A 25,654-nucleotide genomic window follows, 5' to 3' on the forward strand; every position below is an offset into this window, starting at 1 on the left:
CTCTTTGAGTACGATATCGAATCAAAAATAACATTATATTTGCATGATTCGGAGTTATCTAAATGAAAGCCCTTTGGAATAAAGATAAGAAATTTTTAAACAGCCTGGAATTCATCAATAACAATTTGATGCAACTGAAACAGAACATGGAAGCAGACGAGCAAAGCGTCGAGACCTTCAAGCGTAATAAAGCACTTTACACGAAAATTATAAAGAGCTTTGAAAATGTCCAGGCTTATGCTGATGGCCGCTCCTGGGGGAACGAATGGCGAAAAGCTAAAAAAGCCTGGTTGGCTGGTACGAAACAGCAATTATCAATTCTCAGCCATCGAATGGATGAACTCGACGGAATTAAGCGTCAGGTGACGAAGCCACATGGAGAAAGACAGGCTGATACTGTGGCAGATGAATTGGAAATAATGCAGATTGTAGATGAAATTGCGGACTATATGGGCAAGATTTTTAATTATGACAGTACGCAAAAGACAACATCAGCATATAGTGAAAACGAACTGTCTTCTGCTTCCTCAGTACCTGAACTGGCTGATTTGCAAAAAGCATGTATTGATAATGATGAGCCTGATATTGAAAGAATCGTCACTTATTTTGAAAATTACAACAAAATTGACCTGCTAAAAAAATGTGCCTGCCAATTTGCCGCAGAAGGTCGCGTGGACGCGCTGGAACAGCTTATGGGGCATTCGACCAGGATTGATTATTCGCTTTGTGATAAAGAGGAATGGTCTTTATTGCATTGGGCGGTAGTTGGTAATCAGAAAGAAATGCTCCTGTTTTTATTGAAAAAATCTCCCGTCAGTATTTTAAAAAACAGCACCTCATATTTTTCTCTAAGTGGAAGTATTTTAAATTTTACTGTTGAATATTGTAATCTGGAACTTTTCGAAGCACTTCTCTCATCAGAGGAAGTCAAAAGTAAATTGCCGGAATTGCTCTTGTTAAAAGGCAGAAACGGTAAACGCCCGCTTGCTATTACCATGATTAAAATTAAGGAACTGTTATCGGCTGAGCCCAATGAGAGTATGCAGCAAAAGTATGGTACTTATTTGCGAATGATGGAACGATTGTTTGATTTGGAACACAAGGTCAATGCATCTAACCCACCTTCAGTGATGGAGCAGAACTTTAAAAATCTGACGGACAAAATCAGTGCTTTCTATAGGGAAATGGATGTAGTCAAGAGATACGCTGTGTATGCTGATTTGTCTAAATATTCCAATGAAATTACTTCTGGATTGTCTGCTGCTTATAAAATTTCTGCTGAAGACTTTATGCAGCATGTAAAATGGTGTTTACAAGTCCCATTTTTAAAAGCGTGTCAGGAGAACCAGATTGAAATAGCGACCCAACATGCTAACCTGTTCAAAGAACATGGCGTTGAATCGTTTATTAATGAAATCATCCTGGACTGTTTGTCTTATTCAAGTTCAGAAAGCAAAACCCTTGTTTTTAAATTCATCATTGATAATGGCTTGATGGAGCCATCTAAAGCGGTTACCGATAATCTGACTAACAATGGCTGGAATGTTCTGCATTGGGCTGTTGCGAAAGAAAAGATAAGTATTATTGAATATCTTATTCATAAAGATCCCAATCTGGCTTTTATAAAAACTCCAAACGGATGGTTGAATGGTCGAGAAAATCTGTTACATGTTGCAATTGCATATGGGCAAAAGAAGTCACTTAAATTTATATTAAATGATTTAACTTCAGACAAATATCCAGATAAAACAATTCAATTTAAGCTGTTTTATTTTTTAATCAATAGTAAGGAAAAAAATGGCGAAACCCCATTAGCCCTTGTTTTATCAAAATTAAACAAGGCTCCTACAGAATATTCGCTTACAGAAGCTCAAGAAATGAAAAAAATCATAGAGGATGCAACCACAACCATGGCCGCCAATCCTGAGTTTCAGGCATATCTTGAGTCGATTGAAAAAGATGAAGCTGAAAAAGCCAAGGCTGCGGAACTTAAAACCGAAGCCAACAAGACATCCACCTTTTGTAGCATCATGTAGACAGCCGGATTCTATACATGATCGATCCCGGCTGCAAGCAGACCGGGCTACAATTCGTGCCACATCTATCCTGTGGCACGGTCGTAGCCCGGCTTGCTTGCAACCGGGAGCGAAGTGGCAAAGAACTTACGGCGATGCCACACGTTCAGGAGGACGTGCCAGATTTCATCAACTATTGGGAGTCACAATATTAAACCAGAAATCAAAGTTATCCATGAATCCCAATAATTGATTTAAGGCATTTTGATTCCCTGTAATTTTTAACTCAGCGTTTGCTTCTGTACCCTCAATTGTTTTTTGTTTGAGGATGATTTGGTTTAATGTTTCCCTGTTTATCGTTATTGTTGCATCAGCCTTATCTGACTGATGCCCCTTAACGTGGTGCAAACCGCCATTGTTGAGTTCTACTACATACTGTTCATTAATGTCAGGGAATACAAAATTTAAAGTGAGAGTAGTATTCGCTGCTTGTTCCCCATTCAATTTAATCCCCAGATAATCAAAAAACAAATCGGTACTCATCGCTCGAATAGTATCAGGACTGGCTGCATCGGGTGCTGCAACTTTTTGTATTCCATGACGCAGTTCTCTAGCGCCACTGAGATAAAAATTACGCCAAGGCCCTGATTCAGCCTGATAACCCAATTGTTCCAGTGCATCCGCTTCAAGATTACGTGCATCCTGATTAGCAGGTTCTGCAAAAACCACATGGTTCATGACTTCAGCAACCCAGCGATAATTTCCTTCTGCAAAATCTTTTTTGGCCTGTTCCATAATTTTGGCAGCACCACCCATATAGTCCACATATTTCTTACTGGCTTCTACAGGAACCAATGGATGCAAGGTTGCAGGATTGCCGCTAAACCAGCCTAAATATTTTACATAAGTTGCTTTGGTATTATGATTCATCGTTCCATAATAGCCACGGTTTGACCAGTAATGACTTAATGCAGGTGGCAGATTCACCTTTTCTGCTATTTCATCCATGGTAAAGCCCTGGTTGGCGAAATGCAGGGTTTGATCATTGATGAACCGGTACATGTCTCGCTGTAATCTTAAATGCGTTACTATATTGCCTTTATCCCAAACTGGCCAATGGTGGGGGGCGAATAAGACCTGAACATCATTGCCCCAAAGATAAATCACTTCATTCAGATATTTTGACCATGCTAAGGGATCTCTGATTTTTGCGCCCCTTAAGGAATAGGTATTATGCAGGGTATGGGTTGCATCTTCTGCAGTACACAGCGCATGATAATCAGAGACGTAAAAGAACATCTCGGAGGGCGCTTCAGAATCTGGTGCCATATAAAAAACAAAATCCAGGCCTGCTAAATTTAAATGCTGCTGGTTTTCTTTAACAAGATCGGTAGGGGGGATAAGAGACACAGTTCCTGATGAAGTTGTCATTCCCAAACCTGCACCTACCTGACCTGTAGGAGACATGGGCAACAGATTACCATACATATAACTGGCTCTGCGGCTCATAGCATTTCCTGCCATCACATTTTCAGCCACAGCACTTTCTGTGAAGCCAACAGGAGCCACAATCTTTACCTTGCCCGCTTTCACGTCCTCTTCAGTGACAACGCCCTTGACTCCACCGTAGTGATCGATATGGCTGTGCGTATAAATTACTGCAACAACAGGCTTTTTAGGACGATGTTTAAAATATAAATCAAGAGACGCTTTTGCTGTTTCAGTGGAAATTAATGGGTCGACAATGACTATACCCTGTGGTCCTTCAATAAAAGTAATGTTGGAAAGATCGGCTGTGCGTACTTGATATATGTGTTCATTAACCTGAAACAATCCCCCCATTTTGACCAGTTGCGATTGGCGCCATAAACTGGGATTGACTGTATCAGGTGAGGGGCTGTCATTTTTTATAAACGAAAATTTGCTTAAATCCCAGACAATATCTCCTTTGGCGTTTTTGATTACTCCATCATCAGGCAAAGGGGCTATGAATCCTTTGGAGGCATTAGTAAATGAGTCTTTATTGTTGAAAGGAAGTTCAGTTAATAATGCATTATTTAAACTTTTTGTAACAGGTGACGCTTCTTTGGAGGATTCGTCAGCAGAGGCAGTATTTAGCAATAACAGAGGTGATGCAGTTAAAATACATAACACCAATTGTTTCATTTTCATATCAGTCCTTTGATTTTTAAAATTTGCTTTTAATATACGCGGATTATTATCAATTTGGGATAGGTGAACTAATAAAAGCTCTTCATTATTAACGAAATATCCATGCCAGAGTAGCAGGAAAAGTAATGGTACGTCTTTTGTACGTATGCTATAATTTAGACATACAGGAGATATATCATGACTGCAAAAATAAATTATGAGCGATTAGAGGCAAAAATTCAGCCAGAAATTAAGCGATTAGCTGAAAGAGCTGCTTTAGTAAGTGGCGTTACACTTACCGATTACTTGATTAAATTAATCCAGGAAGATGCGCCTAAAACATTAAAAGCCCATACAGAAATCAAACTCACTAATGAGCAATTTGATACATTTCTTTCTATTTGTGATAGCGATAGAGAGTTAAGTAATGAATTAAAAGCGGCAGCTAAATTATTAGATGATGAAGGTTTTTGATGAGTTTGAATCAAGAGTTTGTTCAACTCAATCCGAAGGAACACTTAATCAAAGATTTTGACTGTAAAAAAGAGGGTATGAATGAGTTTTTAATTAAATATGCTGCAAAACATGCCAGTAAAGGCATTAGCACAACCATGGTTCTAACAGTCAATGATTCTGGCTTGGTTAAGTCGCCAGTTGCATCTTATTATACTCTGGCTCTCTCAACAATTCATAGGGAGGCTATACCATGCACCGGGTTGCCTTCATATCCCATTCCTGTAACTTTACTGGCTCGCCTGGCCGTCGATGTAAATTATCAAGGAAAAAACCTGGGGAAAAAATCGTTAATATATGCTTTGCGTCATTCAGTGAGGTTAAGAAATCACGGTTTGCCAACACAAGGACTGGTGCTCGATGTATTAGATGAAGAGGCTTTAGCCTTTTATAAAACATTCAATTTTTTTCAGGAATGTATCGATAATCCAATGAAGCTTTACATTTCAATGAACGAATTACAGAAAATTTAATTAATTTAAAATAGGCGTAGCCTTGATGCAGCGATAGCGAAATCAAGGTTTTCATGTAGTAAGGCTTAAAGACCATAGGAAAACCTTGATTACGCTATCGCTGCATCAAGGCTACAGTTTTTTATATATTTTAATCAATCTTCTTATCCATAACTCACGCTAATATAATGGCAGTTGCTATAGCCCGGTCTGCTTGCAGCCGGGATCGAACTGATAAATCCTATCCCGGCTGCAAGCAGACCGGGCTACGAATCAAGGCAGCGTCCGGGATTTCCCATATCCTTACAAATCGTTTAAAATGCCGCATGAACAAGTCCTGACATCAAAAATGGAAAGTAGTTATGCAGCAAAATGAAGCATTGAGCTTGTTAAAAATGGGAGCAAATGTTTTTCTCACCGGCGCAGCGGGCTCAGGGAAGACTTATTTACTCAATCAATATATTAATTACCTTAAAGAACATAATGTACCGGTTGCTATGACGGCTTCTACAGGTATTGCCGCCACTCATTTGCAAGGCAGCACGCTGCATTCATGGTCGGGAATAGGTATAAAAGACAATATTTCACCACAGGATCTGGAACGCTTACATAAGAATAAGCGCATAAAATCAAATTATAAAAAAACCAAAGTACTCATTATTGATGAAATATCCATGCTGCATAAACATCAGCTCGATATGGTGGATTTTATAGCCCGAAGCTTTCTTGACCCTGAGCGCGTTTTTGGAGGCTTGCAAGTGATAGTCTGTGGTGATTTTTTCCAGTTACCACCTGTGTCTTCTGGTTTAGAGGAAGAAAAACAGTTCGCTTATGAAGCATCTGTATGGAATGATGAACATTTTAAAGTCTGTTACTTGCACGAACAATACCGTCAAAGCAATGATCCCTTGTTAACGGTTTTAAATGACATAAGAAATGGTACTGCGGGAGAACATACTAAAGTGCCTTTACGGACCCGTTATAAGAAAGAACCGGAAGGGGCTACAAAGGCTACTAAATTATACACCCGCAATATCAATGTTGATTGGATTAATGACCGTGAATTAGCCAGGATTCAAGGGCAGGAAAAAATATTTACCATGGTCTCTCAAGGGTTTGACGCCTTGGTAGAGGGATTAAAAAGCAGTTGTCTTGCGCATGAGCAGTTAAAATTAAAAATTGGTGCTGAGGTAATGTTTATTAAAAACCACCCTCAGGGGAAATATGTCAATGGCACCCGATGCGTGGTGGTGGGGTTTGAAAAGAGTGGCGATGCCTGGCCTGTTGTCAAAACTTATGATAACAGGATAATTACCGCATGTGCAGAAGACTGGGTATTCGAAGACAATGGCATAGTTCGAGCAAGCATCACACAAGTACCTCTTCGCCTTGCCTGGGCGCTTACTATTCACAAAAGCCAGGGAATGACTCTGGACGCGGCGGAAATAGATTTGGGTGATGCCTTTGAGCCAGGCATGGGCTATGTCGCTTTGTCGCGCATACGCAGTTTGAATGGTTTGAAATTAATGAATTTAAACGAAATGGCTTTAAAGGTGCATCCTAAAATCCTCCAGCAAGATCAGTTGTTTAAAGACAGTTCTGCTGCGTTGGTAAAGTATTTACACAACTTATCAGAGGAAGAGACGATTCAATCCCAGCAAACAACCTTGTTTGAACGTTTTGAAGGTGGCACAGTCAAAAAATCCACCAAAAGAATCTTTAATAAAGAAGCGAAGAAACCTACCCATATAATCACTCTTGAACTTTTAAAAAATAAGCTGTCAATTAGTGGAGTAGCAGAGCAGAGAGGATTATCAAGCGGGACAGTGCTTGGTCATGTGGAAAAGCTCAAAGGTTTAAAGCTAATAACTAACTCAGATATTGAGCACCTGAAAGAGGGCTTATCTCAAAATGAATTTGATTTGATATTTACTGAACTTGCCAAATCAGAAGACGGAAAGCTAACGCCCCTTGTTGAAGCCTTCGAGGGAAAATATTCGTACGACACGATCAAGTTAGTAAGATTATTTTATGAAGGGAAAAGCCAGGCCACACAGTCATTAAGTTAAGTGATACCCGGTCCCCGGCTTGTCGTATTGGTATCTCCACAAATGCCAGCTCTGTGCCTTAACAAAAATTCCGCTCCTTAACAGTCGCGGCTCGGTTTTCTGGTGCACGATAAAGTAAATACAAACGCACGAAAACCGAGCCGCGACCGTAAGGAAGCGGAACAGTTCTATTGGCACGTACTTTATTTCTTGCACCTATACAACTGCTTGCAGCGGGGATTTGTGCTTGCTCGATCCCGGCTGCAAGCAGACCGGGCTACATCCTGGCATTGCGCCGAGTTGTTGACAAATCCCGGCGAAAGCCGATTGCATGTTGTATACCGCCAGTAAGTTTTGTTTTTGCTCAATATTGACATCTCGGTTCATTCCTGTTTCATATAAAACTTAAATTAAGCCTATAATGATTAAGTAGAGAAAAGTACAACAGGGAGAATCACATGCAAAAAAAGACATTGAGCTTTGCAAAATGCTTACGTTTGGGAGCAATCATCGTCGCTCTATGTCTTTTATTTTCCTGCGCTCAAAATCTTAATGTCGCCAAAGTATGCAGTGTTGGTTATCGTCAGACCATTGATGGTCGATGCATAGTAAGCGAGAAATGCTGGCAGGATCAGTGGGGGCAGCTGCATTGCAGTAGTGGATATCCTATAAATCTTGGGCCTGTTTTAGGACAGACAAGTCTTTAAAGATTTATCAGAAACTACGAAGTGGTCTTTGTTGTATTAACCTTTGAGGATTGAACGAGTAGTGTCGAACAGTTCTTGTCCCAGATTATATCAGGCTCAGTGCCGCAACAAAAATTCCGCTTCCTCACGGTCGCGGCTCGGTTTTCGGTGCACGATGAAGTAAATACGAAAGCACGAAAACCGAGCCGCGACCGTGAGGAAGCGGAACAGTGATACTGGCACGTACTTTATTTCTTCCACCTATGTATAGCCGACATTGTGCATACCTCATCCCGGCTGCAAGCAGACCGGGCTACGAATTTTAAGAGTGTCATTCTGAGCAAAGCGAAAGATCTTCCATGGAGAAGCCCTATGTCAATCATGGAAGCTCCTTCGCTTTGCTCAGTATGACTTATGGTAGTATTACAATTTGTTTATTTTGAAAAACTAAAAGATTCAACGACACCTATTTCTGCATCTCTACTGGTGAAATAAAGATCAGCCATATTTAGTGCGGTGTCAGGGTTTGCTTTTAAAATTTTAGTGCATACCCCTTTGAAACTGTCATCTTCTCCCTCAAAGAAACCCAAAGAATATTCAGTTTTGTTGCTGTGTTCGTAAATAGCTTGCAGGATAATTTCTTTCCTATCTTTTTCAGGAAAGTCATCCTCTTGCGTTTTAGCCTGTTCTATAAGTTGATTTGCCTTCAAATAATTCTTTTCTGCTAAGGCTTCTTTTAAAGATTGCTCAAAATTAGCGTTTACACTTGGTTCTTCTGTGCCCATAATATTTTTGTGTGTATTAAAGAATTTCTGAAACGCCTCATTTAACTCAGAAAGAGATTTTTTCGAAATTGAAAAAGGCAGTGATAAAATCAGATCACGCGTTAATTGATGTAATTCATCTTCGGTAATTTCTAAACCCTGGAGCGATATTGAATATTTATAAAAATCAATCAGCTTATAGCCATCATCACCATAGCGATTTGACCACTCATGTTTAATATTATCTGTATTATTAAAGATAGTGTAATCATCCGGTTTTTTACTGGCGAGTCGTGTAAACACTTGCTTAAGTGCGGCAAATGTTTCATCAGAATTCTTACTTGTCATATCAGTGGTTAAAACAACAAGTGTATAACAGGGCTCGGCCTTATTGGGATCACGTGTTATGGAAAAATATTTGATTTTAGTTGAGTCAGCAACAACAGTGGGGACCCAAAAATTAACCCCCGGGTCTCCATGATGATATCCTGTACCATCATCATAATAGATATTAAGATTCACTGGAAATACCATTTTCTACCTCATTCAAATGTCCATGAATAGGCAATTATAAATTGATTTTAAAATCACGCACGGTTGAAGAAGGACATTTTAAAGTGATATTCAGACAAAATTATCTTGGTGGGGGATTTGTAGCCCGGTTGCTTGCAACTGCTCTTTACCATTCTCCGATCCACGTCGTCCTGAGCGCGTCTTTTTGCGCGAAGGATCTCCTGAAAAGCGGCATGGTGCCGGTTATTGTAGCCTTGATTACGCTGTCGCTCTGAGAGATCCTCTCATAATTTTAACCTGTAAAAAGATGTAAATAAACAGGATGATCTTCGCAAGTAGCCCCTCCACCTCCGGGGGAGGGTGCCCGACAGGGTGGGTGGGGGGATCAAAAAGAGAACTCATTTAAGGTAGAAAGCTCTAAAACAACATGGTCTATTTGGTAGAAACTCCTTTTTTGATCCCCCCATCCGCCCTGTCGGGCACCTTCCCCCGGAGAGGGGAAGGCGATCCTGCATAGTTCTGAGTGGTACTCAATTATGAGAGGATCATTCAGCGCTGTCGCTGCATCAAGGCTACGTTCAATTATATAACATTCTATACAATTAAAACCTTAGTTCCCGGGTTTGCTTTTACCCAGTTGGCTACATATTCAATTTGATTGTTATTGCCAACAGCAACGCAACCACGCGTTGAGAAGGGCAAGTTACCAAACCAGCTTGCCACGCGTGACGTTTGGGTCGGGCCATGGATTCCCACGTCTCTGCCGGTAAATCCAGCGGCTCTTTGTTTGCTGGTTGGGTAGAGAATTGGAATGAACATTTTAAATTTACTGGATTTTCTTGGATAAGCTAAGCCATACAAACCAACCGGAGTTTTATTATCGCCGGCTTTCTTTTTGCCAACCCCTTTGTATCCCAGAGCAACCTTAAAGGTTTTGACTATGGAACCGTTTTTACAAATATTTAAAGTGTGCTTTGAAGTAAGCACATTGATTCCGCTTGATAAAGGACAGGTTGATGAACCAGCAAATAAAGCGGCAGAAAAGAACATTGAGAGTATTACTAAAAATGCTTTAATTTTCATACAAGTAGGTCAATAATGTTTAAGTTGGGCAATATTATTCCATATAATTATATTGATGCATAGAGGGTTTGGACGATAAAATTGGATTTTTTTAAACTCATTTGAATTGATAATGAATTTAATGAGTTATTTTGTTTCATTGATGTTTTATCAACCCCCATTAAAGTATGTTATAATATTGACCGTACTAATATAAAAGGCAGCGTTTGTTATTTTTTTGCCGGAAGCCATAATAATCGTCATTTAATGGCTACTTATTTACAGCACATCAATACCTTACAAAATCAATTTATAAACTATGTGAATCAGCAAATACGAACTGTTTTTGAGGAATGTTGTGCAAACAATGAAAAAAGAATATTCAGATATCAGTTTTGAAAATTTGAAATCCTATTGGCAAACTTTGGCCAATGCGAACGGCATATGTCGGGATGATAAAGAAGCACTGGCTCTCTTTTTAGGTGCAACAAATCCTTTATTTAATCCGATGTTTCTGGAAAAGCAAGCCAGCATATCTACGTTAACTGCCTGCCGTCATCGTCATACCCTTTGGTGGGATAATCAACGAAATCGCCAGTTATCAGTACCGCAATCACAGTGGTCGGTATTAATGGATGGCGTGCCCATGATGGTCAAAGAGATAAAGGACGAATTACCTGTTGAACTGCCACAAGGCATCATGATTAAGATTATTGAAAACAACAGTGATTTGTCGCAATGGATGGAGCCTTTAGCCATTTGTTTTGGTGTTGATGAGGTGACAGCGCAGGCATATCAGCGTGCGCTTGAAGCAAATCCTGATAAATTGGTGCATGTTGTCGCTTTGGATAAAGGCAAATGCATTGGCACAGGATCTATATTTTTAAGTGCTGAGTCAGCAGGCTTGTACAATTTATCGGTATTGCCAGAGTATCGCAGGCAAGGCATAGGCAAAGCGCTGCACCATTTCAGATTTAATCACATCAAATCATTAGGCTATCAATATGCCACATTGCAAGCGACCCCTATGGCTAAACATCTTGATGAAACATTAGGTTTTGAAACCTGTTCTCTTGTAACTATCTATGGTCCGGCGCAATAAAGAGCATGGTGCCATTTGGTGTAGTTGGTGTAGCCTTGATGCAGCGACAGCGAAATCAAGGTTTTCATTATTCACAAAAAGCCAAAATTAGGGAAAACTTTGATTACGCTGTCGCTGCATCAAGGCTACGATTATATGACCTCTGATACGAGGTACGATTTTTATCCCATTCCCCGATCCACGTCGTCCTGAGCGCGTCTTTTTGCGCGAAGGATCTCCCTGCATTAGCTTGCTCAAGGAGGGGTATATCTACATAATAGAACTTTACCCAAACGGATTCTGGCATGTTGGATGGTTTAAAGGTTATCGATTTGAGCACTGTTCTCGCAGGACCCTCTGTAGGCACTTTCTTTGCTGAATTGGGAGCTTGCGTCACTAAAATAGAACATCCGATATATAAAGATGTTACCCGCACCTGGAAACTTCCCGAAGAAGATGCCCATTCCGAAATATCAGCCTATTTTGCCAGCGTTAATTTTGGCAAAGAGTATTTATTCCTGGATTTGATGAATCAGGAAGACAAAGCCAGTTTTCTCAAGCTTATTGCCGATGCTGATCTCTTAATCATGAATTTTAAAAAGGGGGATGAGGTAAAGCTGCATGTGGAAGATGAATATCTTCACAGCATTAACCCGCGTTTAATTATAGGTAAAATAAATGGTTATGGCGAAGACAGTGATCGCGTCGCTTATGATCTGGTGTTGCAAGGGGAGAGTGGTTTTATGTCTATGAATGGCACTGGTGACAGTGGTCCTGTGAAAATGCCCATTGCCTTGATTGATGTATTGGCGGCTCATCACCTCAAAGAGGCCATTCTTCTTGCCCTCTACACGCGTGAAAAAAGTGGAAAAGGAACGAGTGTTTCAGTCTCATTATATGATGCCGCGATTAGCAGCCTGATGAATCAGGCCTCGAATTATTTAATGACAGGACATATTCCGCAGCGTATTGGGTCACAACATCCTAATATCGCACCTTATGGTGAAACGTTTTGGACGGCAGATAACGCTCTTCTGACCTTTGCCATCGGTTCAGACAGGCATTTTGAAAAATTATGTATGGCTTTAGGATTGAGTGATCTTCCGTCTATGAATAAATTTAAAACCAATCAAAATCGGGTGAAATATCGGGAGGAATTGGCTGCATTAATTGCCCAACAAACAGCAAAATTACAAAGCAAAGACCTACTCGATACCTTGCGCAAGGAACATGTGCCAGCGGGGCGAATTATGAATCTCAAGGAGGTATTTGAGACCGAGCGCGCGCAAAAACTCATACGCAAAGAACTCATAAACGGCGTCCCCACAGCACGAATTACCTCATGTGTTTTTACACGTAGCCTGGTTCGAGAGACTGTGCCAAGGTGGAAGTGACCCCACTAAATCCTGGCACGATGTGTAGCGCGGGCTACCGACATCTGTGCATCTGATATTTGTGAGAAATCTTGCAGGTTTTATCAATCATCAACGGTTTCAAGCCAGGCCTTAAAGCCTTTATCAAAATAATAACTTTTCCATTCATAAGGCACTTCCGGTCTTGAGCGGTAGTATTTTATGAAATCGATTTGGTTTATTCTATTGATCTGTTCACCCATTATTAAAAGCCTGCATGCTATGGACATTAACCTTGTTACCATCGAACAATCAGAATACCAACATGTTCTGAAAACAAAAGCACAACAAGTGACTTTTCCGCTTGCAGCGGAGGATAAACAGCTGATTGCCGCGATGAAAACCAAACTGAAAGAGCTGGGTGGAGTTGGATTGGCCGCCCCGCAAATTAATCATCCGAAACAAATCATTGCAATGTACATTCCTGAGGAAGCAAAGCTGCTTAGAGATAATGTAGAAACTTATCCTTTACATATAATGCTCAACCCATCTTATGAACCTATAAACCCCACAGAGAAACATGCTGATTATGAAGGCTGTTATTCTGTATCATCAAAGGCTGGTAAAGTGCCCAGGTATACCACAATTAAATTGACCTGGTATGACGAACAGGGACAGCAACATCAAAGCATAGAACATGGATTTTATGCTCGCGTCGTGCAGCACGAAGTAGATCACCTTAATGGTATTTTGATCGTTGATCGTTTGACTCCTGACTGTGTGCAGGGTACTCCGACAGAGATGTCTGTATTGCGTAGAGCCGAGCTGCCGGAAAATAAGCGAATACTCTTTGATCAGGTGATGGTGCGAAAGTTAAGATGATTTAAGAGCCCATAATTGGGGTCATTATCTTACAGGCGTAGCCTTGATGCAGCCAGCGAAATCAAGGCTACGGTTTTATATTTTTTAGAAAGGTGATTAGCCTTCAAAATACTGATAAGCAAACCAATAGATTAGTGCTGCAATTAGCGATACAGTTAATGCTCTCATGTAAAAGGATGTTGAACGGTTTGAATACAGTGAGTAGAGATAAGTAAACGGATGGCGGAAAATAAAAGACTTCATGATTTTTTTGGTCACAGGCTGTGGTTTGCCATTGATGGGGAGTTCGTGAATTAACATACTTGGGCGGTGATTTACGTCCAGAATTACCCCTTGTGACAGAGAGAAGGGGGTGTTTATATCGGTGCATTCTATGTCAATTCCGGCCAGCTTTAAATTGAGTACTTTGGCGGCCTTGGTAATTATTTTACGATTTTCTTTGCAAATCTTTAGGTCTACAGATTCGTAAGAACCTCCTCGGGTTGGGTTACTGGTGTAGCATAATACAATGGTTTCTCCTGAGGCAGGAATGTAACTTTGATCGATACCAAGTTCTTTAAGCCTGAGCTGGCATTCATCGTCCAAAACTATAGGGTCTAAAGAGTCACTTATTTCTTTACGCTTCGTATTGGTTAATTCGATCAACTCTTGAATAGTGTGTTTGCCGTCTCCCAATACCCTGGCAGGTTGACATAAAACCACCCCGATGATTTTTCGATTAAAAACTAACACACGGTAAGATTGCAAATTCCCATAAAACTCTTCAATGATCATGGATGGATATACAGAACAATATTGTTTTAAAAAAAACGACAGTTCATCAAATGTTTTAATATTGCATAACACGCCCATTCCCAGGGAACCATCGGCCGGTTTGATCACTAAAGGAAATCTTAAATTGGCAATGATGTTTTCCAGGGAATCGTGCTCAAGATCTGTAGTATGAAATAAGATTCCTTTAGGCACAGGAATGTTTGCCGCTGCTAAAATTTGATTAGTACAGTACTTATTGATGGCGATGAATGAGCTACTGCTGTTATTGAAAGGGGTATCATTATTGTAAAAAAGATAATGCCGGTTACTTATTTTCAGTTCAAACCCATAGACCTCAGGCTTTGGTTCAACGGGTAATAATAATGCTTTTGCTCTTTTGTAGTAAAGCGCGGCGTCGGTATTGATAATCCTTCTCCAAAATGAAAACCGTATGGAACTTAGCCTTGTTTGATAGTACAACAAGATTCATAAAACGATCAATGCGGGTGTATCAATGAGAGAAAATGTCTTGTCATTAAATCGGTATTGATGCATGATTAATCTCATTTATTTAACGAGTTATGGATAAAAAGATTGATTTGCCCCGATCCGTTCGGGCTGAGGAAGCGCGATAGCGCTGTCTCGAAGCCTTGGCATGGTGCTAAGGCTTCGAGACGAGGCTACCGCCTCTCCTCAGCCCGAACGGCATCGAAGTAACGACTGGAGAAAACAAGCTTCTTATCCGAAACTTACGTTAACTCAAGGAGCTCCGCCGTACCGCGGCTTGTCCGCGGTATCCAGAGATCTAAGTTCGGAGTGAGATTCCTGGATCCCGCGGACAAGCCGCGGGACGGCGGAATTTCTTAACTTAACGTCAGTTCGGGATAAGAAGCTTGTTTTATCCATAACTCACATTATGTACAGATTAAAAGCCCTACGAATTCAAGGGGACCGAGCGCATGAAAAAAAGCAATTTAATGAAACTTTATAATTTTTTAATTTGCTTGTCTCCGAATCTGCGCCTGAGGTTAGTCCGCTGGGTTTATAACGCATTTGCAACGAACAATAATTCAGAAAAAAGTATCTTTTTAAACTATGGCTATCATGATGATACCCCTTTATCTCTCAATGATGAGGACGAGCCAAATCGTTTGTTTATTCAATTGTATCATCGCGTTGTGCAAGACATCGAGTTGCAAGGCAAAGATGTTGCCGAGATTGGCTGTGGCCAAGGTGCTGGGGGAATGTTTTTAGTGCAGTACAAACACCCTCGATCTTACATAGGAATTGATTTGTCAGAAAAAGCGATCGAGTTTTGTCAGCGCCATAATAAAAGCGCCAAGGTGCAATGGATGCAAGGCTGCGCCGATAATTTGCCCGTTCCCAATGAGAGTGTTGATGTGGTTATTAACATTGAGTCATCGCATGTGTACCCCTCAATGCAAGGCTTTCTCACGGAAGCGCAACGCATACTCAGACCCAATGGGTACATGGCTTTTGCTGATCTTCGCCACTCTTCACAAGTAGAGGCTTTAGATAAATGTTTTAACACCGCAGGGTTAAAGATCATTCAGCGAGCTGATATTACGCTACAAGTCCTCGACTCGTTAACACGGCTTTCAGACAGGCGAAATGCGCATATCAATTCAACCTATCCCAGGATATGGCGCCAGGCTGTTCGCGAAATATCCGCAGTCAAGGGGACTTATGTTTATAATGGTTTTATCAATGGCCAACAAAAATACCTCTGCTATTTGTTACAAAAACACTAATTCCTGGAATCATTATGCCTGAATACATAGAAGATAAACTGGATATCCTTGATGAACCCATCGCGATTGTTGGTGCGAATTGCCAATTTCCAGGAATTGACAAAGACATTGAAGAGCTTGATGCTTTTCATGAGATGTTGCTTAAAAAGCAGACCCCTATCAAAGAAGTGCCGGAAAACCGTTGGGATATTGATGCGTATTATGATCCTGATCGCCAAAAAGAAGATAAAGTCGTTAGCCGTAAAGGTGGCTTTCTGGATAATCCTCGCTTATTTGACGCAGCTTTTTTTAAAATTCCCCCTGTCGAAGCCAAACAAATTGATCCGCAGCACCGTCTGTTTCTGGAAGTAGCTGTTCGTGCTTTGAATGATGCCAATATTACTTTTGATTCATTAAAAAATTCCAATGCGGGAGTTTACTGTGGCCTGTCCACAAATGATTACAGTCAGCTTAATTACAAAGACCAGATTCAATTTAATGCCTATACCTACATCGGTTCTGCTGACAGTGCTGCGGCAGGGAGGCTTTCGTATTTTCTTAACTTGAAAGGCCCTTGCGTTACAGTAGACACGGCTTGTTCCTCTTCTTTATCTGCCCTGCAACTCGCGGTGATGGCATTGCGGACACGACAATGCGACATGGCTATTGTGGGTGGGGTTCATCTGAGTCTTAGCCCTGAAGTGTGGATAGGGTTGAGTAAAGCAAATATGTTATCGGCTGTTGGCGAGTCGCGGAGTTTTGATGCCCAGGCAGATGGATATGTGCGCAGTGAGGGCTGTGCGGTTGTGGTTCTTAAACGCCTGGATGATGCAGTTAAAGACCACAATAAAATTCATGCCGTGATCAAAAGTGTCATCATGAATCAGGATGGCGGCGGGATGGGCATGGCCGCACCGAATATTGAAGCGCAAATCGCAATGCATCATTCCGCATTAGAGAGCGCTCATTTGGCTGCAAGTGATATCGATTATATAGAAACACATGGAACCGGTACGGTCCTTGGTGATGCCATCGAATTACAGGCCATTCAACATATCCATCAGAACAAGCATGCAAAAGATAATCCGCTGGTTATCGGGGCATTAAAAAGCAACTTGGGTCATACCATTTCGACCTCTGGAATTGCAGCCCTTATTAAGGTAATCGGAACATTTAAAAACGAAATGATTCCTGCGAATTTACACTATTCAACACCGAATCAGACCGTTGACCCTGATAGCATTCCTGCCTTAATCCCTATTGAGAGCACTCCTTTTCCCAGACAACAAAATAAAAAAAGGTATGCGCAAATATCCAATTTTGGTTTTACCGGCACAAACGTGAGCGCAATTATTGAAGAACCGCCGCAGGTTCTGCGCAATCAATCTGAAAGTGTCAGTGATGAACCTGTTTGTTTTGTCCTTTCTGCAAAGAGTGAATTTTCTTTACGTCAGATGTTAAAAAAGCACCTGCATTATTTAAACACCTCAGACACAAGCCTGTCCGATGTATGCTATACCCTCATCAATTGCAGAGATCATTTTAAATTCAGATGCGCCATAGTGGCGCAAGATAAAGAATCACTGATTAAAAAGATTGAGTCAGGGGATTACACGATTCAAAAAGTAGCAGTGAAAAAAGAAATTACCCTTACAGGAAATGATGCCAGCCAAAATTATGAGGCTTTTCTCTCCGGCGCTAACATAAGATCAGATAAAAGCAAGATTCAGTTTAATCCGGTTGAGTTGCCTTTATATGTTTTTGACAGGAAAACCTATTGGCATGACGTGAGAACAGAAAAAGAAATTAATGTCGCAGAAGATTGGTGTTGTGAATTACAATGGCAAGCGCAGCCAGTTGATAAAAATAATGATTGGGAATCAGGCCATCGCTGGCTGTTAATCGGTGAATCACAGGAGGATTTTGGCCTCAAAGATAAAGGCATAACCCTTCTTCATGAAACAGAACATTATGTGCTCGAGGAACTTGATGGGATTATTATCGCCGAGAATTTTAACTCGCTAGCTGAGGATATTGATTCTCGTATTGAGCTCCAAAAGAAAACCCTGAAAAAAATATTGGCTTTACTGCACACCTTAAATGAACGAGCCATTAAATTAAGGCTCATCTTTCTGACGGCCAATAGCACAACAGCTCATGGCCAAGACGCGATTAACATTGACAGCAGCCCTCTGGAAGGATTTTGTAAAACCCTTTGTCTGGAGTTACCTCAATATCAGACCATCCTTATTGAGTTGGATGAACAGAATAAAGACAAAATAGCAGAACAAGTCATTGCTGAAATGAACTATAATCATGGCCAACATCATGAGCATGTCGTTTCCTATCGCAAGGGAAAACGACTGGTTTTGCGCTTAAATAAAGTTCCTTTGCCTAAGAAAAAAGAATTAGTGCATCCCGAAGGACGTTATCTTATAACAGGTGGTTGCGGTGGTCTGGGTTTAGTCACAGCACAAGCCTTGTTGGCAGCGGGTGCCAGAGAGGTGGTTCTTGTTGCAAGAACGGTTGATACTCCTGCAATCCTGGCCAATATCAAAGCATTGCAAACAAATTATCCTGACCAGATGATTCGTCCTGTCAGTCTTGATATATCTGATAAAGTTGCTCTGCAAAAGCTTTTGGTGGAGCTCAATGAAGACAGCTTGTTAAAAGGCATTATTCATGCTGCGGGCGCCTCCATGAATAAGCCATTGCTTGAACATCAGGAACACGACATTGATCATGTATTTTCTGCCAAAGTGAAGGGCGGGTGGTATTTGCATGAACTGACCCAGAATTACGACCTCGATTTTTTTGTGGTGTATTCGTCAATTTCCTCAGTCTTCGGTAGCAATAAAGAGGCCTTTTACAGCGCTACCAACAGTTTTCTTGATGCCCTGATTGCAGAACGTCAACGCTTAAACTTAGTAGGCACAGCCATCCAATGGGGCCCCTGGGCTGAAGTAGGTATGGCAAAAAAACGATCCCGCGACCAGGGTTTGAAAGACGCTTTGATTCATAATGAACAGGGAGAAGCTTTCGTTCAACGATTAATCAACAGCCCTTTGAGCCATGTTGCCATTATCTCACCAGCCTACCTGCAATTCATGCTGGATTTTGTTCCTGAGCCTCGGCCTGCTTTTTATCAGGCTTTAGCCTCTGCGCTGAATAAAACTACCCCCACCCCTGACATAGAGCTTTCACCCTGGCTGAATGATTATTCAAAGGTTGCTGATTCACAGCAATATGCAGCTTGTAAGAACCTGTTAATGGGACTGTGCAAAGAGCTTCTGGAACTGGCGGATGTTGATGATTTAGATGAAGATGCAGGTTTTTTTGATCTGGGTTTTGATTCATTAATGATGGCTGAGCTTTCCTCTCTATTAAAAGATAATCTAAAACCATTGGTGCAAATAGCGGCAACGATTGCCTTTGATTATCCCTCCATTAATAAATTAGCGAGCCATCTTCAGGTGGAATTAAGCAGGCATTTCATCCCAGCACAGAAATCAAATGCGACTGCTGAACCTGATAATGATGGTATTGCTATCATTGGCATGAGCTGTTCACTGCCCAATGCACCTGACCTAGCCGGTTTTGAACACTTGCTTGAAAACGGATTGAGTGGCATCAAAGCGATTCCCATAGAGCGCTGGGATAATCAACTGTATTATGATCCTAATCCGGATACCCCAGGGAAAACCTATGTCAGTAAACTGGGGTTAATCGATAATATTAAATTATTTGATCCGGAATTTTTTGGAATTAGCCCACGAGAAGCCCCATTTTTAGATCCACAACAACGTCTCTTTCTGGAACATTGTTACCATGCACTGGAACATGCAAATTATCCGGTTCAATCCTTACGTGGCAGTGCGACTGGAGTGTTTGCAGGAGTGGGTTCCTCGCATGAATACTACACTTTGTTGGAAAAAAGAGGTTTCTCTCCAGAAGAGCAGGGGATGCTTTCGGTCACGGGCAAAGCCTTAAATATAGTCTCTGGACGAGTCGCGTATGTCTTTGATTTTAAAGGACCTGCTTTAAGTATTGATACAGCCTGTTCCTCGTCCCTGGTTGCTATACATTATGCCTGCAACAGTTTGAAAAATGGTGAAATTGATTTTGCTTTGGCAGGGGGTGTGAATATCTTGTTACGACCAGACGGCATTATCAATTTGTCGAAAGCAAAAGCGCTGTCTCCGAGTAACCAATGCAAAACCTTTGATGAAGAGGCTGATGGTTATGTACGTTCTGAAGGTTGTGGCGTGTTATTTCTGAAAAGAATGAGTGATGCTTTGCGTGATAAAGACCGGATTTTAGCGGTCATCAAAGGTACAGCAATCAATAATGATGGAAAGTCTGCCGGTTTAACTGTGCCCAATGGTAAAAGTCAGGAAGAAGTAATGCGCAAGGCTTTAAGCCAGTCACAATTAAACAGTACGGATATCAGTTACATTGAAGCACATGGAACAGGCACCTCTCTTGGAGATCCCATCGAGGTTCACGCGATTAATGCAGTCTATGGAGCACCGCGTGATAAAGCTCATCCCTTGTATATTGGTGCGGTCAAAACAAACATTGGCCATCTGGAAAGTGCAGCCGGTGTTGCGGGCTTGATTAAGGTGATTATTGGCCTGCAAAACAAAAAACTTTATAAAAATTTGAATTTTAATCGCTTAAATCCCAACATAAAACTCGAGGCCAGCCAAATTGCGGTACAGAACCGGGATTGGCAAAGCAACAGCCCATTAAGATCTGCCGGTGTCAGTGCCTTTGGTTTTAGTGGCACTAATGCCCACATTATTCTTCAGGAGTTTCCTGAGCATGCAGCACAAAGGCCTAGTCTGCCGCTTAAAACAAATGCATTGATTTTGTCTGCCAAAAGCCAGATTGCCCTGGAGCATTTAGTGCAATCCTGGCAACAGTTTTTAGCAACAACCACAGATGATTTTACTAATATTTGTTTTACTGCTGCCGTTGGTCGCGATCATTATCCTTACCGGCTAGCCCTTATTGCCCAAGATGCACGGACTGCCAGTGAATTATTAAAAAACAGGGAATATGTCACTTCATATCAGCAAAATCATGATCTGAATTTGTCCCATGATCCGGCGCTTGACTCATTAGTGAGTGATTATCTGCAAGGGAAGAGTGTGGATTGGGCGCTTTATTACACCGCACATCACCCAACATTAAGCAAAGTCACTTTACCTAACTATACCTTTGTCCGTAGTGAGTTTTGGCTGGATTTAAAGGTAGATAACAGCATGCAGCGCGAGCGCATTATAGAGAAAAATGCTGATCGTGAAGACAATGAGCAGCCGAAATTAAAACAAAGTGACTTTGTTTCTTATGAAACTGCTTCTGAGCATCTTTATGAGGTGGAATGGAGTGCTCTCAATGCAGAGCCATCAAATGCACCGCAAGTACCCGATTTTTGGGTTATTTCGACTAATGAGCCGAGAGCTAAAAAAGTATTAGGGTCACTAAGATATCAACTTATTGATCATTTCGATAAATTAGAACAGGTTGAAGATAAGAACATCATTTTTCTCTATGAAGAAGATCAATTTTATACTCTGTTTCACTGTTGCCAAAAGATGTTTCAAGCTATGCCTAAACGCTTCATTCTGGTTACAGAAAATGCCTATGCCATTAATGGTGCCGTCTCAGGAACAGTTAATCCCAATCAGACTATGGCCTATACCTTTTGGAAAAGCTTCAGGAATGAGCTTGAGCTTGCTGGAAATTACGCCATTGATCTTGATGCAGAAAATACTTTAAATGAATGCCTGGAATACATCTTTAATACCTCAAATGAAGAAACCCAATTTGCGGTAAGGAATGCGACACTCTATGTGCCCAGGCTCAAGAGAAAAAAGCTATCCGGCAATTCGATGCAACGATTTGACCAGGAAGCTACTTATCTGATTACCGGTGGCACTGGCGGCCTGGCAAAACCATTAATTGAATACCTCATTCGTAACGGGGTTAAACATATAGTTATTACCAGCCGTTCTGATTGCCCCTCAGAGACACAAAATCTGATAGAACATGCACGAGAAAAAGGGGTAGACATCACCCATTACTCAGCGGATGCGAGTCACTTTGTGGCAATGGAAAAAATTATTACGACCATTCAGCAAAGCGCTCATCAGCTTAAAGGTGTTTTTCATCTGGCTGGGGTTATTCAGAATGATTTAATTGTTCATTTAAGTACAGAGGCACTCCAGCAGGTGCTTCGCGCAAAAATGGACAGTGCTTTAATTCTGCATCAATTAACCAAAGACATGACTTTGGATATGTTCGTCCTGTTTTCATCAGCCTCAGCAATACTTGGTTCCAGACGACAATCCAACTATGCTGCCGCCAATGGATTTTTAGATGGTTTGGCACATCTGCGTAGGCAACATAACTTGCCGGCACTATCAATTAACTGGGGTGTGTTTCACACGGGGATGGCTGCGGGTAAAATTGATTCTCTTAAAAAACGTGGATTTATCCCTTTGGATCCAGGGTGTATTCATATTCTTGATTCGCTCCTGCAAAGTGATGTGCCGCAGATTGTCTTATGTCCAATACAATGGGATCTTTATTTTAAAAATACACCCAAAAATCCCGAGTTTTCTGATCTGGATGAGCCTATGACCTCTCTTTCAGGCCAGGCTTTTTTACATTTTCTACGACAACACCATCAGAAAGAACAAAATCAGATTTTAAGTGAGGTAGTCTCTGCCATTGCTGCTGATGTTTTAGGTTTGGAGAATACAGAGCAATTACGTAAAAAGAATGATTTGTTTGCTATGGGCATGGATTCTCTGATGTCTTTGGAACTGAGGAGCCGAATTCATGACAAGCTAAAATATCCCAACCTTAATTTACCCATAGAATATTTTATTAATGATGCAAGAATCGACAAAATTACGGCTAATATCAGTAAGGAATTAAACAAGTTTTTTGCCCAGGATGAAGAGTATAAACCCACAGAGGATGTTCGAGCCGGAGCAGTTACCCTCAGTGATACTCAATACGGATTCTGGTTAATCAACAGAGATGGTTACAGCGCCAACTGTCCGAGACAAATTCAATTACAAGGTGCCTTAAATGTCGAGCAATTGTATAAGGCTTTTGCCTTTACCATTAATCAAAATGGCGCTTTTTGGCTGAATTTTAATAAGGATATACCTATCCAAATGATCAAGCGACAGGGCGAGTTTACCTTACATTATGATGATATTTCTTCATATTATGATCAAAACAGTCTAAATGAATTGTTTTATCACAATACAGATGAAGAAATCTCTTTAACAGAGCAACCACTCATCCGGGTTCATTTATACAAACTGAAAGAGGATCTTCATGAATTACACATCATCATTCCTCATATCATACTCGATGATTATGCGTATCGGCTTTTACTGAAGCAGTTTGAGGACAATTATCAAACTGTGTTGCAAGGAAAAAGCCTTGTTCCCGTTCAGGAACAGTACACCTATCTGGATTATGTAAAGCAGAACAACAGGGATTACGAAAAGGATCTGGATGATAAAATTGCTTTCTGGCAGGCGTACAACAGTGGTTTTCAAAAGTTAAATTTAGGTTCTGAGCATCATTTGCCTGATGCAGCCAGGCAAGCACAGAATTTATTTCATTACCCAATGGATGAGCATTTTGTTGAGCAGTTTAAGGATTGGCATAAAGAAAGAAACATGAATGTGAGCACCGGTTTAATCGCGGCATTTCAGATTGTTTTTTATAAGCTAAGCGCGCAAAAGAAAATACCGATTATGGTGCTGCATAATGGTCGGGAAGACAGTCGTTACAACGCGACAGTCGGCTTGTGTATTGAATACAAACGAATAAACATTACTTTAGATGAACAGTATACCTACAAGGAATTTTTCAAATCTATAGAAAATGAGTTTATAAAAGCCACTCCTTTTCAGAAATGTTCCCAATACATCAAAAGCATTGGATTTAAAGAGTCACCGTTTTCAATAATCCATCAGGCAATCACGTTGTATGACAAACTTTTTGCAGCAAAAAAACTTAAGGTGAGCCATCCCAATGCTACTGCAAGATCTTACTACCTTAAAAACCTGAGCAAATCGAAGTGGATTAACACAGCGTTCCTTGTTAAAGATTGGCTTAACCAACACCTTCATACTAAATTACGCCTTTTAAAACCTAATAGAATGTCAGTAGTCTTTAACATCAATGCCAGTTTTTTCCTCAAGCGACCTGTGGATGATAAATTTGCGGATCTTGATATGGCTATTCCTAATCATTATGGGAGCGTCGATAGAGCCATTGGCAATCGAACTTTATGGATTTTCTTTACTAAAGATCAAAACAATCACTACAGAGTATCAATTAATGGACCACTAACAAGTGAGTCTAAAGATCTTATTGCTCAGGAATTAAATCATGTCATGAAGAAGATAATGGAGAATGATGAATATAAAATTACTGACTGATTGTGTACTGTACATAGAGTCGCTCTTACGTGCCGTTGCCGAAGGTTCGCCTGGATGCCGCGGACCTTCGGCCGCGGCACGTAGGAGTTGGGGGCAATTCTCATACACTTGGAGAAACTGAAGATTTAAATTTACACAGATAAGTTTATGTGATGTGTCAATTTAAATCCTTTAGGTTCTCAAATAGAAACAAAAACTGGAAATAATACTAGAAACAATAAATGAAACAAAAACGGTTTCCCTTAAAATAATCTTAAAACGATAAGGCATATTGACGCTTGGCTCCCCACTCCTACGTGCTGCGGCCGAAGGTCCGCGGTATCCAGGAATGGTCAAATTGAAAGTTGATATATTGATTCTGCCCTCAGATATGAAACAAATTTGCAACGCCTGGACTTATAATCAATAATATTATCGAATTAAGTCCAAAACTCGATAACAAGGAAGAGAGATGAATTCATTTTATACATATATCATGGCGAGTAAGCGCAATGGCACGCTGTATGTCGGTTCAACGTCAGATCTGATTAAACGAGTCTGGGAGCACAAAAACAAGGTGATACCAGAAAGCTTTACTGCTCAATATAATGTGCACATGTTGGTCTATTATGAACTTCATGAACATTATATGGAGGCGGCTCATCGTGAGCAACGTTTCAAGAACTGGCGTAGAAAGTGGAAATTAAATTTGATTGAGCATGTAAATCCCAAATGGAATGATCTTTACGAAGAAATTTGCCGCTAGTTGAGCATCGCCTGGATACCGCGGACCTTCGGCCGCGGCACGGCGGAGTGGGGGGAACTCTCATAGACTTGGAGAAACTGGAAAGTTGAATTACACAGCTAAGTTCATGATGATGTACTGATTTAAATCATTCGGTTCTCAATATAGAAGCAATAAATGAAACAAAAACTGGAAATAATACTAGAAACAATAAATGAAACAAAAACGGTTTCCCTTAAAATAATCATAAAATGATAAGGCATATTAACGTTTGACTCCCCACTCCTACGTGCTGCGGCCGAAGGTCCGCGGCATCCAGGAATGGTCAAATTAAAAATTACTCTTTGATACATTGGTTAATAAACCCAAACTTGGAGCAAGAACTGGTGTAGGAAGTGGAAATTAAATTTGATTGAGCATGTAAATCCCA

The 25,654-nt window shown here is 40.8% G+C and carries 15 protein-coding genes; 11 read left to right on the top strand and 4 right to left on the bottom strand.

Annotation, left to right across the window (positions count from 1 at the left end; translation table 11 throughout):
* The first annotated feature begins 62 nt into the window (after window positions 1–62).
* On the top strand, window positions 63–2,036 hold the full coding sequence (locus tag B094_RS0102075; protein ID WP_018576132.1) for an ankyrin repeat domain-containing protein: 1,974 nt from the start codon (window positions 63–65) through the stop codon (window positions 2,034–2,036).
* Between the two features lie 168 nt (window positions 2,037–2,204).
* Here the strand turns inward: B094_RS0102075 and B094_RS0102080 are convergent, their stop codons facing one another.
* On the bottom strand, window positions 2,205–4,187 hold the full coding sequence (locus B094_RS0102080) for an alkyl/aryl-sulfatase (RefSeq protein ID WP_018576133.1): 1,983 nt from the start codon (window positions 4,185–4,187) through the stop codon (window positions 2,205–2,207).
* Window positions 4,188–4,364: 177 nt separating this feature from the next.
* Between B094_RS0102080 and B094_RS0102085 the strand changes: the two genes are divergently transcribed.
* The 4 genes from B094_RS0102085 (at window position 4,365) to B094_RS0102100 (ending at window position 7,886) form a co-directional block, all read left to right on the top strand.
* Entirely contained in the window at window positions 4,365–4,640 is a 276-nt protein-coding gene (locus B094_RS0102085) for a type II toxin-antitoxin system TacA family antitoxin (RefSeq protein WP_018576134.1), read from the top strand.
* On the top strand, window positions 4,640–5,152 hold the full coding sequence (locus B094_RS0102090; protein ID WP_018576135.1) for an N-acetyltransferase: 513 nt from the start codon (window positions 4,640–4,642) through the stop codon (window positions 5,150–5,152). Before B094_RS0102085 ends, B094_RS0102090 begins: the two co-directional genes overlap by 1 nt.
* Window positions 5,153–5,493: 341 nt before the next feature.
* Window positions 5,494–7,200, top strand: coding sequence for an AAA family ATPase (locus B094_RS0102095; RefSeq protein WP_018576136.1), 1,707 nt, complete (start codon window positions 5,494–5,496; stop codon window positions 7,198–7,200).
* 437 nt (window positions 7,201–7,637) lie between these two features.
* Window positions 7,638–7,886 (top strand): hypothetical protein, encoded by a 249-nt coding sequence (locus tag B094_RS0102100; protein WP_018576137.1) that lies wholly within the window; start codon window positions 7,638–7,640, stop codon window positions 7,884–7,886.
* A gap of 413 nt (window positions 7,887–8,299) precedes the next feature.
* Here the strand turns inward: B094_RS0102100 and B094_RS0102105 are convergent, their stop codons facing one another.
* Window positions 8,300–9,151: a hypothetical protein gene (locus B094_RS0102105; RefSeq protein ID WP_155823491.1), complete on the bottom strand. Its 852-nt coding sequence runs from the start codon at window positions 9,149–9,151 to the stop codon at window positions 8,300–8,302.
* A 585-nt stretch (window positions 9,152–9,736) separates the two neighbouring features.
* A complete protein-coding gene (locus B094_RS0102110) occupies window positions 9,737–10,225 on the bottom strand; it encodes a L,D-transpeptidase family protein (RefSeq protein ID WP_018576139.1) in 489 nt (162 codons plus the stop codon).
* Between the two features lie 346 nt (window positions 10,226–10,571).
* Between B094_RS0102110 and B094_RS0102115 the strand changes: the two genes are divergently transcribed.
* From B094_RS0102115 to B094_RS0102130, 3 genes are all read left to right on the top strand, one after another.
* The gene (locus B094_RS0102115; RefSeq protein WP_018576140.1) at window positions 10,572–11,306 is read left to right on the top strand and encodes a GNAT family N-acetyltransferase; all 735 of its coding nucleotides are present in this window, start codon (window positions 10,572–10,574) and stop codon (window positions 11,304–11,306) included.
* Window positions 11,307–11,590: 284 nt separating this feature from the next.
* Window positions 11,591–12,679, top strand: coding sequence for a CaiB/BaiF CoA transferase family protein (locus tag B094_RS0102120; protein ID WP_018576141.1), 1,089 nt, complete (start codon window positions 11,591–11,593; stop codon window positions 12,677–12,679).
* Window positions 12,680–12,919: 240 nt separating this feature from the next.
* A complete protein-coding gene (locus B094_RS0102130; protein ID WP_026253842.1) occupies window positions 12,920–13,519 on the top strand; it encodes a peptide deformylase in 600 nt (199 codons plus the stop codon).
* Between the two features lie 96 nt (window positions 13,520–13,615).
* Here the strand turns inward: B094_RS0102130 and B094_RS0102135 are convergent, their stop codons facing one another.
* Window positions 13,616–14,752: a hypothetical protein gene (locus B094_RS0102135; RefSeq protein ID WP_018576144.1), complete on the bottom strand. Its 1,137-nt coding sequence runs from the start codon at window positions 14,750–14,752 to the stop codon at window positions 13,616–13,618.
* Between the two features lie 479 nt (window positions 14,753–15,231).
* On the opposite strand from B094_RS0102135, the gene B094_RS15535 reads away from it, so the two are divergent.
* From B094_RS15535 to B094_RS0102150, 3 genes are all read left to right on the top strand, one after another.
* Window positions 15,232–16,044, top strand: a complete 813-nt coding sequence (locus B094_RS15535) for a class I SAM-dependent methyltransferase (RefSeq protein WP_018576145.1) — start codon at window positions 15,232–15,234, stop codon at window positions 16,042–16,044.
* 14 nt (window positions 16,045–16,058) lie between these two features.
* Window positions 16,059–24,500, top strand: coding sequence for an SDR family NAD(P)-dependent oxidoreductase (locus B094_RS0102145; protein ID WP_018576146.1), 8,442 nt, complete (start codon window positions 16,059–16,061; stop codon window positions 24,498–24,500).
* Window positions 24,501–24,951: 451 nt separating this feature from the next.
* Complete coding sequence (locus B094_RS0102150) at window positions 24,952–25,245, top strand: GIY-YIG nuclease family protein (protein ID WP_018576147.1); 294 nt, start codon at window positions 24,952–24,954, stop codon at window positions 25,243–25,245.
* The last annotated feature ends 409 nt before the right edge of the window (window positions 25,246–25,654 follow it).

This window comes from Legionella shakespearei DSM 23087 (genome assembly GCF_000373765.1).
Lineage (GTDB): Bacteria > Pseudomonadota > Gammaproteobacteria > Legionellales > Legionellaceae > Legionella > Legionella shakespearei.

Bases quoted from the DNA above. Each gene is read 5' to 3' on its own strand.
- B094_RS0102075 (WP_018576132.1), top strand. From the start codon at position 63: ATGAAAGCCCTTTGGAATAAAGATAAGAAATTTTTAAACAGCCTGGAA.
- B094_RS0102080 (WP_018576133.1), bottom strand. From the start codon at position 4,187: ATGAAAATGAAACAATTGGTGTTATGTATTTTAACTGCATCACCTCTG.
- B094_RS0102085 (WP_018576134.1), top strand. From the start codon at position 4,365: ATGACTGCAAAAATAAATTATGAGCGATTAGAGGCAAAAATTCAGCCA.
- B094_RS0102090 (WP_018576135.1), top strand. From the start codon at position 4,640: ATGAGTTTGAATCAAGAGTTTGTTCAACTCAATCCGAAGGAACACTTA.
- B094_RS0102095 (WP_018576136.1), top strand. From the start codon at position 5,494: ATGCAGCAAAATGAAGCATTGAGCTTGTTAAAAATGGGAGCAAATGTT.
- B094_RS0102100 (WP_018576137.1), top strand. From the start codon at position 7,638: ATGCAAAAAAAGACATTGAGCTTTGCAAAATGCTTACGTTTGGGAGCA.
- B094_RS0102110 (WP_018576139.1), bottom strand. From the start codon at position 10,225: ATGAAAATTAAAGCATTTTTAGTAATACTCTCAATGTTCTTTTCTGCC.
- B094_RS0102115 (WP_018576140.1), top strand. From the start codon at position 10,572: ATGAAAAAAGAATATTCAGATATCAGTTTTGAAAATTTGAAATCCTAT.
- B094_RS0102120 (WP_018576141.1), top strand. From the start codon at position 11,591: ATGTTGGATGGTTTAAAGGTTATCGATTTGAGCACTGTTCTCGCAGGA.
- B094_RS0102130 (WP_026253842.1), top strand. From the start codon at position 12,920: ATGGACATTAACCTTGTTACCATCGAACAATCAGAATACCAACATGTT.
- B094_RS15535 (WP_018576145.1), top strand. From the start codon at position 15,232: ATGAAAAAAAGCAATTTAATGAAACTTTATAATTTTTTAATTTGCTTG.
- B094_RS0102145 (WP_018576146.1), top strand. From the start codon at position 16,059: ATGCCTGAATACATAGAAGATAAACTGGATATCCTTGATGAACCCATC.
- B094_RS0102150 (WP_018576147.1), top strand. From the start codon at position 24,952: ATGAATTCATTTTATACATATATCATGGCGAGTAAGCGCAATGGCACG.